Below are 14,181 nucleotides of genomic sequence, written 5' to 3'. Positions count from 1 at the left end.
CAGCAGCCTACGGGGTGGCCGGAGCGGGCCTGCGGACGAGCCTGTGCAACGACGTCCCGTTGCGGTACAGCCAGGTCTGGGCCAGACCCAGCGCGAGCAGGACCGACACCACCAGGAAGCCGATCCGGAACGTCGGCGGCAGCAGCACGCCCAGCGCGCCGCCGAAGACCCAGGCGAGCTGCAGCACCGTCTCGGAGCGGCCGAACGCCGACGCGCGCGAGGCGTCGGGCAGGTCGTCCTGGATCACCGCGTCCAGGCTGATCTTGGCGAGTGAGGACGCCGTGGCGCCCAGCAGGCCGACGACCGCCGCGGTCACCAGGCCCGGCAGCGCGGCGGCGACGATCGTGGCGGCCAGCGCCGTGCCGACGCAGGCGAGGACCACCTCGTCAGGCTTGCCGAAGTGCTGACGCGCGCCGATCGCGTTGCCGAGGAAGCTGCCGACGCCCGCGGCACCGGCGATCACGCCGAGCAGCAGGAGCTGCCGGACCGCGTCGCCCTCGGTCTGCTCGCGCACCACGAAGGCCGCGAAGAGCGTCAGGAACCCGGTCAGCACGCGGATGGAGCCGTTGCCCCACAACGCCACCACGATGTGACGCGACATGCGCTGCTTCGCCGGCCTCGGCCGCAGCGTCGCCGGGACCTCGCCCTCGGTCACCTCGACCCACGACGGGATCCTCATGCAGAACCACGCGTTCACCAGCGACAGCACCGCGGTGAACCACAGCGCGCCGGGCGAGCCGAAGACGTTCGCGCAACCCGCGGCGACCGCGCCGAAGACCGCGCCCGCCGCGAGGCCGAAGACGGTCATGCGGGCGTTGGTCTTCGACAGCGTGATCTCCGGCGGCAGCACGCGCGGGGTGATCGCGGACTTGAGCACGGTGAACGACTTGCTGAGCACCATGCTGCCGAGCGCGGCCGGGTACAGCAGCCAGTTGTCGAAGTTCAGCGCCATCACGACCGACAGCCCGATCCGCAGCACGCAGGAGGCGGCCAGCGCGAGCCGCCGGCCCCGCTGGATCCGGTCGAGCAGCGGGCCGATGACCGGCGCGATCAACGCGAACGGCGCGACCGTGATCAGCAGGTAGAGCGCGACCTTGGTCTTGGACTCCGCGGACGCCGCCGAGAAGAAGAGGGTGTTGGCCAGCGCCACGGCCATCGCCGCGTCGGCGGCGTAGTTCATCATCACCGCGTACGTGACCGACGACATGCCGGACTTCTTGGCGCCGTCGGCGTGGGCCGCGCGCCGGAACGCCGCCACCGCCTGCTGCGAGAGCTGCTTGCCGCGGAACCACGCGACGCGGGTGACGGTGAGCTTCTTCGGCGGCTTGGGCGTCGGGGTGGTGTGCTGGCCGGGGTCCGGCAGCGGCCGGGTGTCCTGCGGACGGCGGGGAGGGGGCTCGAAACCGTGCCCGGACGACGCCCCGCGGCGCTCCCGCGGCCGGTACTCGTCGTCCTGCCACGGGTATCGCTTCGGAGGCTGTTCGTCGCTCCACCCGCGGTCGCCCGTCACACCGTCAATCCTGCCCCATCCCGGAGAACCGCACCCGGAAGATGGTCGGCCAGTTCTTGCCTGTGACCAGGAACTCGTCCGTTCCGGGGACGTGCGCGATGCCGTTGAGGACGTCGACGTCACCGGAGGGCTTGAGCGAGGACAGGTCGTAGGTGCCCCGCACCTGGCCGGTGGCCGGGTCGATGCGGACGATCTCGTCGGACTTCCACACGTTCGACCAGACCTCGCCGCCGACGCACTCCAGCTCGTTGAGCTGCTCGAGCGGCTTGCCGTCGCGGGTGACCCGCACGCTCCCGGTCTCGGCGAACGTCTTCGGGTCGCGGAAGGTCAGCTCCGCGGTGCCGTCGCTCATGACCAGGCGCCGGCCGTCGTCGCAGATGCCCCAGCCCTCGCCCTGGTAGCTCACGCGCCGGACCTCGGCCAGCGTCGCGCGGTCGCGCTCGATGGCGACGCCGTTGCGCCACGTGATCTGCCAGATGGTGTCGCCGACGACCGTGATGCCCTCGCCGAAGAGGTCCGGCGGGAGGTCGACCTTCCGGCGGACGTCGCCGCTCGACGGGTCGAGCGCGCGCATCGTCGACTGGCCCTCCAGACCGGTGCCCTCGTAGAGGACGCCGTCGACGAGTTCCAACCCCTGGGTGAACGCCGACGTGTCGTGCGGGATCTTCTGCAGGACTTCCACCTGCGGTTTTGTTTCCTGCTGGGTCGAACACGCGGCCAGGACCGCGACGAGAACCAGCCAGACGGGTGAGCGCACCCAACGGAGGGTGGCACGAGTTTTCGTCCCGGCGAAGACCTGCGGCACAATTCATCACGTGACCGCGACTGAGATGCTCCTCGACGCCGTTGATCTCGCCCGCGCAGCCGCGCAGGAGGAGGCGGGTGTGGACCGCGTCGGCGCTCACGTCGGAGTGCACGGCGAGGACGAGCACTCCGTGACGCACCTGTTCGAGGCCGAGCACGCCGGCTACCGCGGCTGGAACTGGGCGGTGACCGTCGCCCAGGCCGGCGAGGGCTTCCCGGTGTCCGTCAGCGAGGTCGTGCTGCTGCCCGGCGAGGACGCGCTCGTCGCGCCCGAGTGGGTGCCGTGGAGCGAACGGGTCCGCGCCGGCGACCTCGGCGTCGGCGACCTGATGCCGCCCCGCGAGGACGACCCGCGCCTGGTCGAGGCCTACGTGCACTCCGACGACCCCGCCGTCGAGGAGGTGGCGCTGGAGATCGGCCTCGGCCGGACCCGCGTCCTGTCCCGCGAGGGCCGCCTCGACGCCGCGGAGCGCTGGGCGGCCTCCGAGTTCGGCCCGAAGTCCGACATGGCCCGCAGCGCCCCCGCGCACTGCGGCACCTGCGGCTTCTACACCCGCGTCGCCGGCGCGTTCGGCGCCGCGTTCGGCGTGTGCGCGAACGAGATCGCTCCCGCGGACGGCCACGTCGTGCACGTCGAGTACGGCTGCGGCGCGCACTCGCAGGTCGAGGTCGACATCAGCCCGATGGTGCCGGTCGCCGACCTCGTCTACGACGACGCCCAGCTGGACGTCTCCGAGTGACCGACCCGTTCGGGACCGAGGCCCTGCGCACCTCGGTCCTCGCCGCGTGGCGTGGTTCGCCCACCCGCTTCCGCGAGGACGCGAACGCCGAGGAGGACCTCCGGCTCGGTGGCTACCGGGACCGCCTGCTCGTCGAGCTCGCCCAGAACGCGTCCGACGCCGCTGGCTCCGAGCCCGGCGTGTTGCGGATCACCCTGGTCGACGGCGAGCTGCGGGCCGCGAACACGGGCGCTCCGCTGACGGCCGCCGGCGTCGCCGCGCTGGCGTCGCTGCGGGCCTCGTCAAAGGAGTCCGGGGTCGGGCAGTTCGGCGTGGGCTTCGCCGCCGTGCTGGCCGTGACCGACGCGCCGCGGGTGGTCTCCGAGTCCGGTGGCGTGGAGTTCTCCGCCGCGCGCACGCGCGCCGAGGTGCCGGAGCTCGCGTCCGAGCGCGGCGGCGACGTGCCGGTGCTGCGCCTGGTGTGGCCGTGCTCCGAACCGGTGCCGGAGGGGTTCGCGACCGAGGTCCGGCTGCCGCTGAAGGTCGACCTCTCGCTCGACGACCTGGCCGCCGAGGTGCCCGACCTGCTGCTGGCCCTGCCGGGGCTGCGGCGAATCGAGATCGGTTCCCAGTCGTGGGAGCGCTTCGTCACCGCGGACGGCGTGGTCACCGTCGGCTCGGCGCGCTGGCTCGTCGAGCGCGCCGTCGGCGAGCTCCCCGCCGAGCTGGTGCAGGGCGTCGAGCACCGTCCGCAGTGGACTGTCTCGTGGGCGTACCCGCTGGACGGGCCGCTGGGGGACGACGTGCTGCACGCGCCGACCCCGACCGACGAGCGCCTGTCGTTGCCCGCGCGGCTGATCGCCACGGTGCCGGTCGAGCCGTCCCGCCGCCGGATCCTGCCGGGCGCCGCCGCCTGGACGGTGCTCGACGCCGCCGCCGCGGTGTACCCGGCCCTGGTCGCGCGGGTTCCCGCCGTGGAGCGGACCGCGCTGGTGCCGTTGCCGGGCTTCCCGCTGTCCGAAGTGGACGATCGGTTGCGGACGGCGGTGCTGCGGTCCCTGCGCACCGCCTCGTGGCTGCCGCTGGCGTCCGGCGAGTGGATCGCGCCGGCCCGCGCCCGCGTGCTGGACGTCGGGTCCGAGGAGCTCGTCGAGCTGGTCGAGGACGCGCTGCCGGGGCTGCTCGACGCCGAGCTGTCCGCGCCGGCGCACGCCAAGGCCCTGGCGGCGCTGGAGGTGCCGCGGGTCTCCACCGCCGAGGTGGTCGCCGCGCTGGCCGAGGTCTCCGGCGACCCGGGGTGGTGGCGTGACGTCTACGCCGCCTTCGAGCCGTTGGCCGAGGTGGACCCGGACGTCCGCGAGGCCCTCCAGTCGTTGCCGGTGCCGCTGGCCGACGGGCGGACCGTCACCGGCCCGCGCACGACGTTGATCGCGGACGAGCCGCTGCCCGGCCTGCGGGTCGTGCACCCGGACGCCGTGCACCCGCTGCTGGTGCGCCTCGGCGCGGTCGAGGCCGGCGCCGCCGAGCTGCTGGCCGATCCCTCCCTGCGCGAGAACGTGGCGCGGTCGCTGGAGGACGCCGAGGCCGGGCTCGACGGCGACGACCTGGTCGAGACCGTGCTGCGGCTGGTGGACCGCGCCGGGGTGCGGGCGGGCGAGGAGCCGTGGCTCGGTGCGCTGGCCCTGCCGGACGCCTCCGGCGAGTGGCACCGCGCGGACGAGCTGCTCCTGCCGGACTCGCCGCTCGTGGGCGTCGTCGAAGCCGACGCGTTCCCGGTGCTGTCCAAGGAGGTCGCCGAGGCCTACCCGCGATCAGCGCTGGTGGCCGTCGGCGTGGTGGACGGCTTCTCGCTGGTGGTCGACGACGAGCCGGCCGGTCCCGACCACGACCTGCCGGACGAGCAGGCCTGGTGGTCGTCCGCGCCGGACGAGCCCCGCCGGGTGGTGGCCGTCCGCGACCTGGACCTGGTGGTGGACTGGCCGGCCGCCCTGCGGTTGCTCGCGGCCGACCCGGTGACCTGGCGCGCCGTCACCGAGCCCGACGGGTACACGGGCTGGTGGATCGCCCGGTACGCGTCGCTGGCGGGCAAGGCGCCGCGCGAGTACCGGCTGGCAGACGCTTCGCTGCTGGACGGGCTCTTCGACGCCGTGCCGGACCTGGAGCTGCCCGAGCACGTGCTGCGGGCCGCCGGGGTCCGGTCCCGGCTGGAGATCTCCGACGACGACGACGCCGAGTTCGTGCTGGAGCGGCTCGGGGACCCGGAGCGGGTCATCGCCGACGCCGTGGTGCTGCGCGCCCACGCGGCTCTGCCGGAGGGCGACTTCGCGCCGCCCGAGCGGGTCCGGGTGCTGAGCGGTGAGGTCGTCCCCGCGGACGACGTCGTGGTGCTGGACCACCCGTGGCTGCTCGGCGTCGTGCCCGCGTCCAGGGTGCTGCTCGCGGACGGCTCCGAGGAGCTGGCCGACCTGCTGGACCTGGCGCTCGCCTCGGAGGAGTTCGAGGGGTCGCCGGACCACGTCGGCGAGGTCGTGCGGTGGCAGGACCTGGCCGCCGTCCGGATGGCCTGCGAGCTGCTCGAGGTCGCGCTGCCCGACGGGGTCGTCGTCGTGCACGACTCGTTGCTCGTCGACGGCCGGCGGGTCGAGTGGTGGATGGCGGACGGGGTGCCGCACGCCGCGGACACGCCCGAGGGGCTCGCGCGGGCGCTGGCCTGGGTGGCCGGGCGGTGGGAGGACCGGCACACGTTCGCCGCCCTGATCACCGACCCGACGGCGGCGACCCTGCTGGGCTGACGGGCCGAGCCGCGCCGGGTGGTCGTGGCCGCTGTGGTGTGGTCGGGCTGTGGCGTGGTCGGGCTGCGGTGTGGTCCGGCCGTCGAGTGGTCGGGCCTGCGGTGTGGTCAGGCTCTGGTGGGCTCGGGCCTATGGAGCGGTCGGGCTTTGGAGCGGTCGGGTTGTGGCGTAGTCGGGCTGCGGTGTGGTCCGCCGTCGAGCGGTCGGGCCGTCGAGTGGCCGAGCCGTGGAGCGCTCAAGCCGTGGAGCGCTCAGGCGGCCGCGTCCACCGACTCGGCCGGCTCCCCGGCACCCCTGCGCCGCGTCCTGCGCAGGCGCGGCTTCGCGACGTCCCCCCGGCGGAGGAGCACGATCCACGCGGTCACCGTCACCAGCACCGACACGATGCCGCCGATGATGATCGGCGCCCGGCCGTTGATCTCCCCGAGCCAGCCCATCAGCGGGCCGCCCACCGGGTTCCCGCCGAGGAAGACCAGCATGTAGATGCCCAACACGCGGCCGCGCATCTCGGGTTCCACGGCGAGCTGGACGGTCGTGTTCGCGGTCGTGGTGAAGGTCATCATCGCGATGCCCACCGGGATCATCATCAGGCCGGTCAGCAGCATCGTCGGCATCAGCCCCGACACGATCTCCAGCAGGCCGAAGACGACGCCGGAGGCGATGAACACGCTCAGCCGCGGTTTCGTGCGCTTGGCCGCCCAGGCCGCGCCGGCGAGCGTGCCGACGGCGATCAGGGTCGACAGGAGGCCGTAGGCGTCGGCGTCGCCCTGGAAGACGTTGCGGGCCATGATCGCGAGGGTCATGTAGAAGTTCATGCCGAACGTGGCGATGAAGAAGACCAGCAGCATCACGGTCATCAGGTCGGGGCGGCCGCGGACGTAGCGCAGGCCGGAGAGGAGCTGGCCCTTCTCGCGGGGAACCGGGTCGGAGCGCATGAGCTGGGACGTGCGCATCAGCCAGATGCCGCCGACCACGCCCACGAAGCTGAAGGCGTTGACCAGGAAGACCCAGCCCGTGCCGATGGCCACGATCGTGACGCCGGCGATGGCCGGGCCGACGACGCGGGCCAGGTTGAACATCATCGAGTTGATGGCCACGGCGTTGGTCAGGGAGTCGCGGCCGACCATCTCGACCACGAACGACTGGCGCACCGGGGTCTCCACGGCGGAGAAGGCGCCGAGCAGCAGGCAGAGCAGGTAGACGTGCCAGAGCTCGACCACGCCGGTGACGTCCAGCAGGCCCAGCGCGAGGGCGCACAGGCCCAGGGCGGACTCGAGCCACAGCAGCAGCTTGCGCTTGTCCATGCGGTCGGCGAGGACGCCGCCCCACATCGAGAGCAGCAGCACGGGCAGGAACTGCAGGGACGCGGCGATGCCCAGCGCCATCGGAGAGCCGTGGGAGAGCTCCAGGACCAGCCAGTCCTGGGCCACGCGCTGCATCCAGACGCCGACCAGCGAGATGATCTGGCCCGAGGCGTAGAGGCGGTAGTTGTGGATGCGCAACGACCGGAACATGCCGGTACGACGAGGTGGCGAACTGTCCGCTCCACCACCCGCGTAGCCCGACACGTCCTTACTGCCCCGCCATCCTGTCGATGATCTCCGCGGCGCGCGAGAGCAGCTCCCGGTCGCCGGGGGACAGCTCCGCGAGCCTCTTGTCCAGCCACGCCTCGCGGGCGGTGATCTCGTCCCGCAGGTAGGACGAGCCTTCGCCGGTCAGCTCGACGATGGCTTGACGGCCGTCGGTGGGGTGCGGCCTGCGCGTCGCGAAGCCGAACTCCTCCAGGGCGGCGATCACGCGCGTCATCGACGGTGGCTGCACGCCTTCCTTGGCCGCCAGCTCGCCCGGCGTGAGTGGTCCGCACTTGTGCAGTGTGGACAGCGCGGACACCTGCGTGAGCGACACCGACGAGTTGGTGCGCTGTGCCCGCAGGCGACGGTTGAGACGGACGACGGCGAGCCGCAGCCTGCTCGCCAGTCCGTGCTGATCGGTCGCCACCTAGTTAGCGTAACTCACGAAATAGTTTCACGCCGAAAGGTCAGGCGACCAGGGCCTGGATGGGACCCAGCGCGAAGTACACGACGAACGCGGCCGCCACGACCCACATCAGCGGGTGGACGCCGCGGGCCCTGCCCGTCAGGGCCTTGAGCAACACGTAGCTCACGAAGCCCGCGCCGATGCCGTTCGCGATCGAGTAGGTGAACGGCATGACCACGATCGTGAGGAACGCGGGCAGGGCGATGGTGAAGTCGCTGAAGTCGATCTCGCGGATCTGCATCATCATCAGCGCGCCGACGATCACCAGCGCGGGTGCGGCCGCCTCGATCGGCACGACCTCGTACAGCGGCGTGAAGAACATCGCCAGCAGGAACAGCAGGCCCGTCACGACGTTGGCGAGACCCGTCCGCGCGCCCTCGGCGATGCCGGACGCCGACTCGATGTAGACGGTGTTCGACGAGCTGGACGCGGCACCGCCGGCCACCGCGCCGAGGCCGTCGACGAACAGGGCCTTGCTGACGTTCGGAAGCTGGCCGTCCTGGTCGATCAGGCCGGCCTCCTTGCCGAGACCGGTCATCGTGCCGACGGTGTCGAAGAAGTCGGTGAGCACCAGCGTGAAGACGATCAGCGCAGCGGCCAGCGCCGGGAGTCGCGTCCAGGCGCCGAAGGACACGTCGCCGAGCAGCGACAGGTCCGGCACGCCGAAGACCTGGTCGGGCAGGGCCGGGTAGCCCAGGTTCCAGCCCTTGGCGTTGACACCGGCGGACGGCCCGGCCTTGACGATGGCTTCGAGGACGATGGCGAAGATCGCCGTCGAGACGATGCCGATCAGGATCGCGCCCTTGACCCGCCGGGCGAACAGCACGCCCGTCACCACGAGCCCGACCACGAAGACCAGCGTCGGCCAGCTCGCGATCGACCCGTTGATGCCGAGCCCGACCGGCACCGTGGTGCCGGCGGCGTCCGGCACTCGGCGCACGAACCCGGCGTCGACCAGGCCGATGAACGTGATGAACAGGCCGATGCCGACCGCGATGGCGGCCTTGAGCTCGTTCGGCACGGCGTTGAACACCGCGGTCCGCACACCCGTGACCACGAGCAGGAGCACGACGAGGCCGTTGACCAGGACGAGACCCATCGCCTCCGGCCAGGAGACCTTGGCCGCGACGCTCACCGCGACGAACGAGTTGATGCCGAGTCCGGTGGCGAGCGCGAACGGGTAGTTGGCGATCAGTCCGAAGAGGATCGTCATGACCCCCGCGACGAGCGCCGTCACGGCCGCGACCTGGCCGACGGGCAGGATGTTGCCGAGCACGTCCGGGTGCGCGCCGGGTCCCGTCGGCGCGAAGCTGCCGATGATCAGCGGGTTCAGCACGACGATGTAGGCCATCGTGAAGAACGTGACGACACCGCCGCGCACTTCCCGAGACACGGTCGACCCGCGCTCGGAGATCTTGAAGAACCCGTCCAGCATCTGGTCTCCTAACGATGTGTCCGAACGCGACTCCACCGCCCCGCACCCGCCGCCGTTGCCGCACGGGCTCGCAGATCCCGTGCCGGTGGTGCTGGGGGGCACCGCGCTGTGGTTCCTCGGTTTCCTGGTGGTGCTCGTCGTCGACCGCTCGAACGGCACCCTGCTCTGGACGACCCTGTCCGGCGGTCTGCTCGGGATCATCGGATACGGAGTGTTCTACTGGCAACGCCGGGCCGCGAGGCGAGGATCACGCACCGCCCAGCAAGGCCTCGACGAGGTGTAGCCCGCCGCTCGTCGAGCACCGCGCCGCGCGATCAGGTGAGATCGACGCATGATCATCGCCACTGACTGGGTCCGGCTGCTGGTCGTCTGCGTCATCTTCACCGCGGCCGCCGGCGCCATCGCGTGGTCCACCGGCCTGACGAGCCCGAGGCCGTTCGTCAAGGCGGCCGCCAGGGCGGTGCTGCAGCTCGCGGCCGTCTCCGCGGTGATCACGTTCGTCCTGACCCACCTCAGCCTGACCGGCGTGTTCCTCGTCGTGATGGCGACCGTCGCCGTCGCGACCTCCGCCAAGCGCACCGGGACCGGCCGGCGGGGCGCCTGGGTCGCGGCGCCCATCCTGGTCGGCACCGTGCCGGCGCTCGGCCTGCTGGTCACCACCGGCCTGCTCCCGATCGAGGGCATCGCCCTGATCCCGGTGGGCGGCATCCTGATCGGCGGCGCGATGACCGCCACCACGCTGTCGGCGCGCCGGGCCCTCGACACCCTCGACGAACGCCACGGCGAGTACGAGGCGGCGCTCGCCCTGGGCTTCGTCGAACCCGCCGCGGCGAGGTTCCTGGTCCGCCAGCCCGCCGCCGAGGCGCTGCTGCCGCCGCTCGACCAGACCAGGACCGTCGGCCTGGTCACCCTTCCGGGTGCTTTCGTCGGCATGCTGCTGGGCGGGGCTCCCGTCTGGCAGGCGGGAGCGCTGCAGATCGTCGTCCTCCTCGGGTTGCTGGCCGTCGAGGCCGCCGCCGTCACCACCGTCGTCGAGCTGGTCGCGAGGGGTGTGATCAGGAGGGCTTCCCAGGAAGAAGAAGTTAGGCTAACCTAAGTCTCGTCGCTTCGTGGTGGGAGCGGCAGTCAGTTCGGGAACGGACGAGGCCCCCGCTCCGGGCAGAGCGGGGGCCTCGTCGTGTCCGGCGGTGGAGGCCTGTCGGAGCACCCACCGGCCGAAGTCAGAGCCGCAGGCCGTTGTGGCCCGCGCGAGCGGCCTCGAAGCGGGCCGACACGTCCTCCCAGTTGACGACGTTCCACAGCGCCGAGATGTAGTCCGCCTTCAGGTTGCGGTACTGCAGGTAGTACGCGTGCTCCCAGATGTCGAACGCGAGCAGCGGCGTGGTCGCGATCGACAGGTTCGAGTGGTGGTCCTTGAGCTGCAGCGTGACCAGCTTCTGGCCGATCGGCTCCCAGGCGAGGACGCCCCAGCCCGAGCCCTGGATCGACGACGCGGCCGCGTTGAGCTGGCCGCGGAACTTGTCGAACGAGCCGAAGTGCTCGTCGATGGCCGCCGCGAGCTCACCGACCGGCTTGTCGCCGCCGTCGGGGGACAGGTTCTTCCACCACACCTGGTGCAGCGCGTGACCCGCCAGGTGGAACGCCAGCGTGGTCTCCAGGCCGACGATCGAGCCGAAGGCCTCCTTGTCCCGTGCCTCCTCGATCTGTTCCAGCGTGTCGTTCGCGCCCTTCACGTAGGCCGCGTGGTGCTTGCCGTGGTGCAGCTCGTTGATCTCGCCGATGATCGCCGGCTCGAGGTCGCCGTAGTCGTAGTCGAGATCCGGCAGCACGTACTGGGCCATGACGCTTCTCCAATTGCACTCTATTGGTATTTGCAACTTACTTGCAACAGAGTCGAGTAAACCAGTTGCCCGGGGACGTAGCGTCGAAGCGTGTCCGTGCTGACAGCCAGGAACCTTTCGCTGTCGTTCGGTCCCAGGACCGTGATCTCGGAGGTTGATTTCGATGTTTCGCCTGGTGACCGCGTCGGCCTGAGTGCGCCCAACGGCGTCGGCAAGTCCACGTTGCTCCGCTTGCTCGCCGGGGAGCTGCGGCCGGAGACCGGCTCCGTCTCGGCCACCGGGACGGTCGCGCACCTGACGCAGGAGACGCAGCCCCGCCGGGGCGAGTCCCTGCGCGACCACCTCGCCCGGCGCACCGGCGTGGCCGACGCCGAGCGGTGGTTGCAACGCGCGGCGGAGGCGCTGGGCGAGGGCGGTGGGGAGGACTACCCGGACGCGCTCGACCACTGGACCGCGATCGGCGCCGGTGACTTCGACGAACGCGCGGACGCCGTCTGCGAGCGCCTCGGCCTGCGCGCCGACCTGCTCGACGGCCGCGAGCCCGGCGCGCTGTCGGGTGGCCAGCAGGCGCGGCTCAGGCTCGCGGCGGTGCTGCTGACGCGCGCGGACGTGCTGCTGCTCGACGAGCCGACGAACGACCTCGACGCCGCCGGGCTCGACCTGCTGGAGTCCCACGTCCTCGGGTGGCCGGGCGCGATCGTGCTGGTGAGCCACGACCGGGAGTTCCTCGCGCGCACGACGACCGCGATCGCCGAGCTCGACGAGTTCTCGCACCGGCTCACCGTCTACCGCGGCGGCTGGGACGCCTACGTCGAGGAGAAGGCGAACGCCGGTCGCCGTGCGCGGGAGGAGTACGAGGCGTACGCGGCCAAGCGCGACTCGCTGGTGCAGCGCGGCCGGCAGGTCAGGGAGTGGTCGCGGCAGGGCGTGCGGAGGGCCAACAGCGCCAAGGCGCGCAGCGAGGAGCCGGACAAGAACGTTCGCGCGGGACGTGCGCAGGCCGCCGAGAACCTGACGGCGAAGGCGTCCGTCGTTGACCGCCGGCTGGACCGGCTCGAAGAGGTCGAGGAACCGCGCGAGGCGTGGCGGCTGAGGCTCACCCTGCCGTCGGCAGGGCGCGGCAGCGCCGTCGCGTTCACCCTGCGCCAGGCCGTGGTGAGCCGCGGCGACGTGACGCTCGGCCCCGTCGACCTCGCGATCGGCGCGGGCGAGCGGTGGCGCGTCACCGGGCCGAACGGCTCCGGCAAGTCGACGTTGCTCGGCGCGCTGCTCGGCCGGATCCCGCTGGCCGCGGGCGACCGCTCGATCGGGCCCGGCGTCGTGGTCGGTGAGGTCGACCAGCTCAGGACCGAGTTCGCGAGCGACGCGCCGGCGTTGCGGATCGTGGCGGACGCGACCGGGCTGCCCGACGTCGAGGTGCGCACGCTGCTCGCGAAGTTCCGGCTCGGCGCGGACGCCGTCCTGCGCCCGGCGCGCGAGCTCTCACCGGGTGAACGCACTCGCGCGGGACTGGCGCTGTTGCAGGCGCGGGGCACGACTTGTTTGGTCCTCGACGAACCCACGAACCATTTGGATTTGCCCGCGATCGAACAGCTGGAACAGGCGTTGGAGAATTACGGAGGAACGTTGTTGCTGGTCACGCACGATCGGAGGCTCGCTTCGGCCGTGCGGGTGGACCACGAGATCAACGTCGGTGACCTCCTCACGTTTCCTCGCGTAAAGGGTGGAAGATATGTGCCATGACCACCGAGGAGGACTGGCCGGTCGAACAGACCTGGTCAATGCGCAACACCCACTGGCACGCCTACGTGGAACACACTTCGCTCGATCACGCCTCTCCTCGGCAGGTCCGGCTCGAACGCACGCCTGAAGAGGTGCTGACGTCACCGGCGGAGGTGGCGGCGTGGCTGGAGGTGAACCTCCGCAGCGCCACCCGGCCCGAGGAGACCGGCAAGAAGCGCGTGAAGGACGAGCGCGACTTCACCGACTCGAACCGCGTGCACGCCTCGCTCGCCTCGCGCGGCGAGTCGATCTACACGGGCGTGAAGGGCGAGCTGACGCTGGCGGTCGAGGCCGTCACGCCGGACGAGTGCCGGATCTCCCACGACGGCGCGGACGTGGCCCCGCTCAAGTCTGGACGCCGCCGCTAGGGTCGATCCCAGGGGGAGTTCGCTCTGGGGGAGTCTTGAGGCGGTTTCTGCCGAACTTCGGCGCGTTGGTCTTGGTCGTGGCGCTCGTCGGTGCGGTGGTGCTGCTGAGGCCCGAACCTCCGCGGCCCGCGCCGGCACCGCCGCGGCAGGTCGTCCTTCAGTACGCGGACGGCTCCCCGATGTGGAGCACCGGTGAGGGCGGCCCGAGCTCGGCCCTCGTGCACCGGGTGGTCGCGGAGCTCGAGGAGCACGGCCTGCCGCTCGACCGGCTCCGCGCCGCCGGCGGGGTGGTGAGGACGACGATCGACGCGAAGGCGCAGACGGTGGCCGCCGCCGTCGTCGGGCGGCTCGTCGCGGCGCGGCAGGGTGATCCGGGCGCGGCGGTGACCGCGGTCGACCCGGACTCCGGCGGCGTGCGGGTGTACCTGGGCCGCGGCCGGGTCGCCGGCCCCGGCGGTGACGGGCAGGAGGACCTGACCCCGGAGATCGTCCGCCCGTTCGCCGACGCGGGTGCGCCGAACCTGGTGCGGGGGCGGATGAGCCCGCTGGAGGTGACGGCGGCGTACGCGGCCTTCGCCGCCGGGGGCGTGCGGCACCGCCCGCACTTCGTCACCTCGGTCACCGGTGCGGACGGTTCGTCGCTGTACCAGGTGGTGGAGGTCGCCCAGCCCGCGTTCGACCGGCAGGCGGCGGACCGGGTCACCGGGCAGCTCGCGGAGAAGCCCGGTTGCGGCGGGATCGCCTGCGTGCCGGGCGCGCACCCGTGGACGGCCGGCTACACGCCGGAGGTCGCGGTCACGGTGTTCGTGGGCCAGGCCGGCGCGGCCGTCGACGCCGACCTGGCCAGGGTGGTGTGCCAGGAGTTCCTCGCCTCGACGCGGGAGTGAGCCGCG

Annotated in this window: 13 protein-coding genes; 7 read left to right on the top strand and 6 right to left on the bottom strand. The window is 72.0% G+C overall.

The genetic code is table 11. The annotated features are described in order from the left end of the window. Positions 1-7 precede the first annotated feature (7 nt). Positions 8-1,510 (bottom strand): MFS transporter, encoded by a 1,503-nt coding sequence (locus BMW88_RS07865; RefSeq protein WP_245777626.1) that lies wholly within the window; start codon positions 1,508-1,510, stop codon positions 8-10. A gap of 4 nt (positions 1,511-1,514) precedes the next feature. Then, the gene (locus BMW88_RS07860; protein ID WP_089949915.1) at positions 1,515-2,267 is read right to left on the bottom strand and encodes a glutaminyl-peptide cyclotransferase; all 753 of its coding nucleotides are present in this window, start codon (positions 2,265-2,267) and stop codon (positions 1,515-1,517) included. Positions 2,268-2,325: 58 nt separating this feature from the next. On the opposite strand from BMW88_RS07860, the gene BMW88_RS07855 reads away from it, so the two are divergent. Together BMW88_RS07855 and BMW88_RS07850 are read left to right on the top strand one after the other, a co-directional pair. Next, positions 2,326-3,054 carry a DUF3027 domain-containing protein gene (locus tag BMW88_RS07855; RefSeq protein WP_245777625.1) on the top strand — a complete coding sequence of 243 codons (729 nt, stop codon included), beginning with the start codon at positions 2,326-2,328 and terminating at the stop codon, positions 3,052-3,054. Further along, the gene (locus BMW88_RS07850) at positions 3,051-5,825 is read left to right on the top strand and encodes a sacsin N-terminal ATP-binding-like domain-containing protein (protein WP_089949914.1); all 2,775 of its coding nucleotides are present in this window, start codon (positions 3,051-3,053) and stop codon (positions 5,823-5,825) included. Before BMW88_RS07855 ends, BMW88_RS07850 begins: the two co-directional genes overlap by 4 nt. A gap of 251 nt (positions 5,826-6,076) precedes the next feature. On the opposite strand, the gene BMW88_RS07845 is transcribed toward BMW88_RS07850, so the two are convergent. The 3 genes from BMW88_RS07845 to BMW88_RS07835 are packed head-to-tail and all read right to left on the bottom strand — an operon-like array spanning position 6,077 to position 9,297. Further along, a complete protein-coding gene (locus BMW88_RS07845; protein ID WP_089949913.1) occupies positions 6,077-7,339 on the bottom strand; it encodes an MFS transporter in 1,263 nt (420 codons plus the stop codon). A 58-nt stretch (positions 7,340-7,397) separates the two neighbouring features. Beyond that, complete coding sequence (locus tag BMW88_RS07840) at positions 7,398-7,823, bottom strand: MarR family winged helix-turn-helix transcriptional regulator (RefSeq protein WP_089949912.1); 426 nt, start codon at positions 7,821-7,823, stop codon at positions 7,398-7,400. Positions 7,824-7,863: 40 nt separating this feature from the next. Further along, positions 7,864-9,297, bottom strand: coding sequence for an NCS2 family permease (locus BMW88_RS07835; RefSeq protein WP_089949911.1), 1,434 nt, complete (start codon positions 9,295-9,297; stop codon positions 7,864-7,866). A gap of 16 nt (positions 9,298-9,313) precedes the next feature. Here BMW88_RS07835 and BMW88_RS07830 point away from each other — a divergent pair, with 16 nt between their 5' ends. Then, entirely contained in the window at positions 9,314-9,580 is a 267-nt protein-coding gene (locus tag BMW88_RS07830; RefSeq protein ID WP_177220989.1) for a DUF2530 domain-containing protein, read from the top strand. A 48-nt stretch (positions 9,581-9,628) separates the two neighbouring features. Then, positions 9,629-10,393, top strand: coding sequence for an ABC transporter permease (locus BMW88_RS07825; RefSeq protein ID WP_089949910.1), 765 nt, complete (start codon positions 9,629-9,631; stop codon positions 10,391-10,393). A 124-nt stretch (positions 10,394-10,517) separates the two neighbouring features. On the opposite strand, the gene BMW88_RS07820 is transcribed toward BMW88_RS07825, so the two are convergent. Further along, positions 10,518-11,138 carry a superoxide dismutase gene (locus tag BMW88_RS07820; RefSeq protein ID WP_089949909.1) on the bottom strand — a complete coding sequence of 207 codons (621 nt, stop codon included), beginning with the start codon at positions 11,136-11,138 and terminating at the stop codon, positions 10,518-10,520. Between the two features lie 90 nt (positions 11,139-11,228). On the opposite strand from BMW88_RS07820, the gene BMW88_RS07815 reads away from it, so the two are divergent. Genes BMW88_RS07815 through BMW88_RS07805 form a run of 3 tightly spaced genes read left to right on the top strand, consistent with a single transcriptional unit; the run spans position 11,229 to position 14,175 of the window. After that, positions 11,229-12,881, top strand: coding sequence for an ABC-F family ATP-binding cassette domain-containing protein (locus BMW88_RS07815; RefSeq protein ID WP_089949908.1), 1,653 nt, complete (start codon positions 11,229-11,231; stop codon positions 12,879-12,881). After that, a complete protein-coding gene (locus BMW88_RS07810) occupies positions 12,878-13,288 on the top strand; it encodes a hypothetical protein (protein WP_089949907.1) in 411 nt (136 codons plus the stop codon). The genes BMW88_RS07815 and BMW88_RS07810 overlap by 4 nt, the downstream gene beginning before the upstream one ends. A 35-nt stretch (positions 13,289-13,323) precedes the next feature. Continuing rightward, positions 13,324-14,175 carry a penicillin-binding transpeptidase domain-containing protein gene (locus tag BMW88_RS07805; protein WP_089949906.1) on the top strand — a complete coding sequence of 284 codons (852 nt, stop codon included), beginning with the start codon at positions 13,324-13,326 and terminating at the stop codon, positions 14,173-14,175. The last annotated feature ends 6 nt before the right edge of the window (positions 14,176-14,181 follow it).

Source organism: Lentzea xinjiangensis, assembly GCF_900110955.1.
In the GTDB taxonomy this organism is placed as follows: Bacteria; Actinomycetota; Actinomycetes; order Mycobacteriales; family Pseudonocardiaceae; genus Lentzea; species Lentzea xinjiangensis.
The sequence above is the reverse complement of the archived record's forward strand: the minus strand, read 5'-3'. Positions and strand labels throughout refer to the sequence as shown.

Coding starts and splice junctions, on each gene's coding strand:
- BMW88_RS07835 (WP_089949911.1), bottom strand. CDS start 9,297: ATGCTGGACGGGTTCTTCAAGATCTCCGAGCGCGGGTCGACCGTGTCT.
- BMW88_RS07845 (WP_089949913.1), bottom strand. CDS start 7,339: ATGTTCCGGTCGTTGCGCATCCACAACTACCGCCTCTACGCCTCGGGC.
- BMW88_RS07825 (WP_089949910.1), top strand. CDS start 9,629: ATGATCATCGCCACTGACTGGGTCCGGCTGCTGGTCGTCTGCGTCATC.
- BMW88_RS07820 (WP_089949909.1), bottom strand. CDS start 11,138: ATGGCCCAGTACGTGCTGCCGGATCTCGACTACGACTACGGCGACCTC.
- BMW88_RS07810 (WP_089949907.1), top strand. CDS start 12,878: ATGACCACCGAGGAGGACTGGCCGGTCGAACAGACCTGGTCAATGCGC.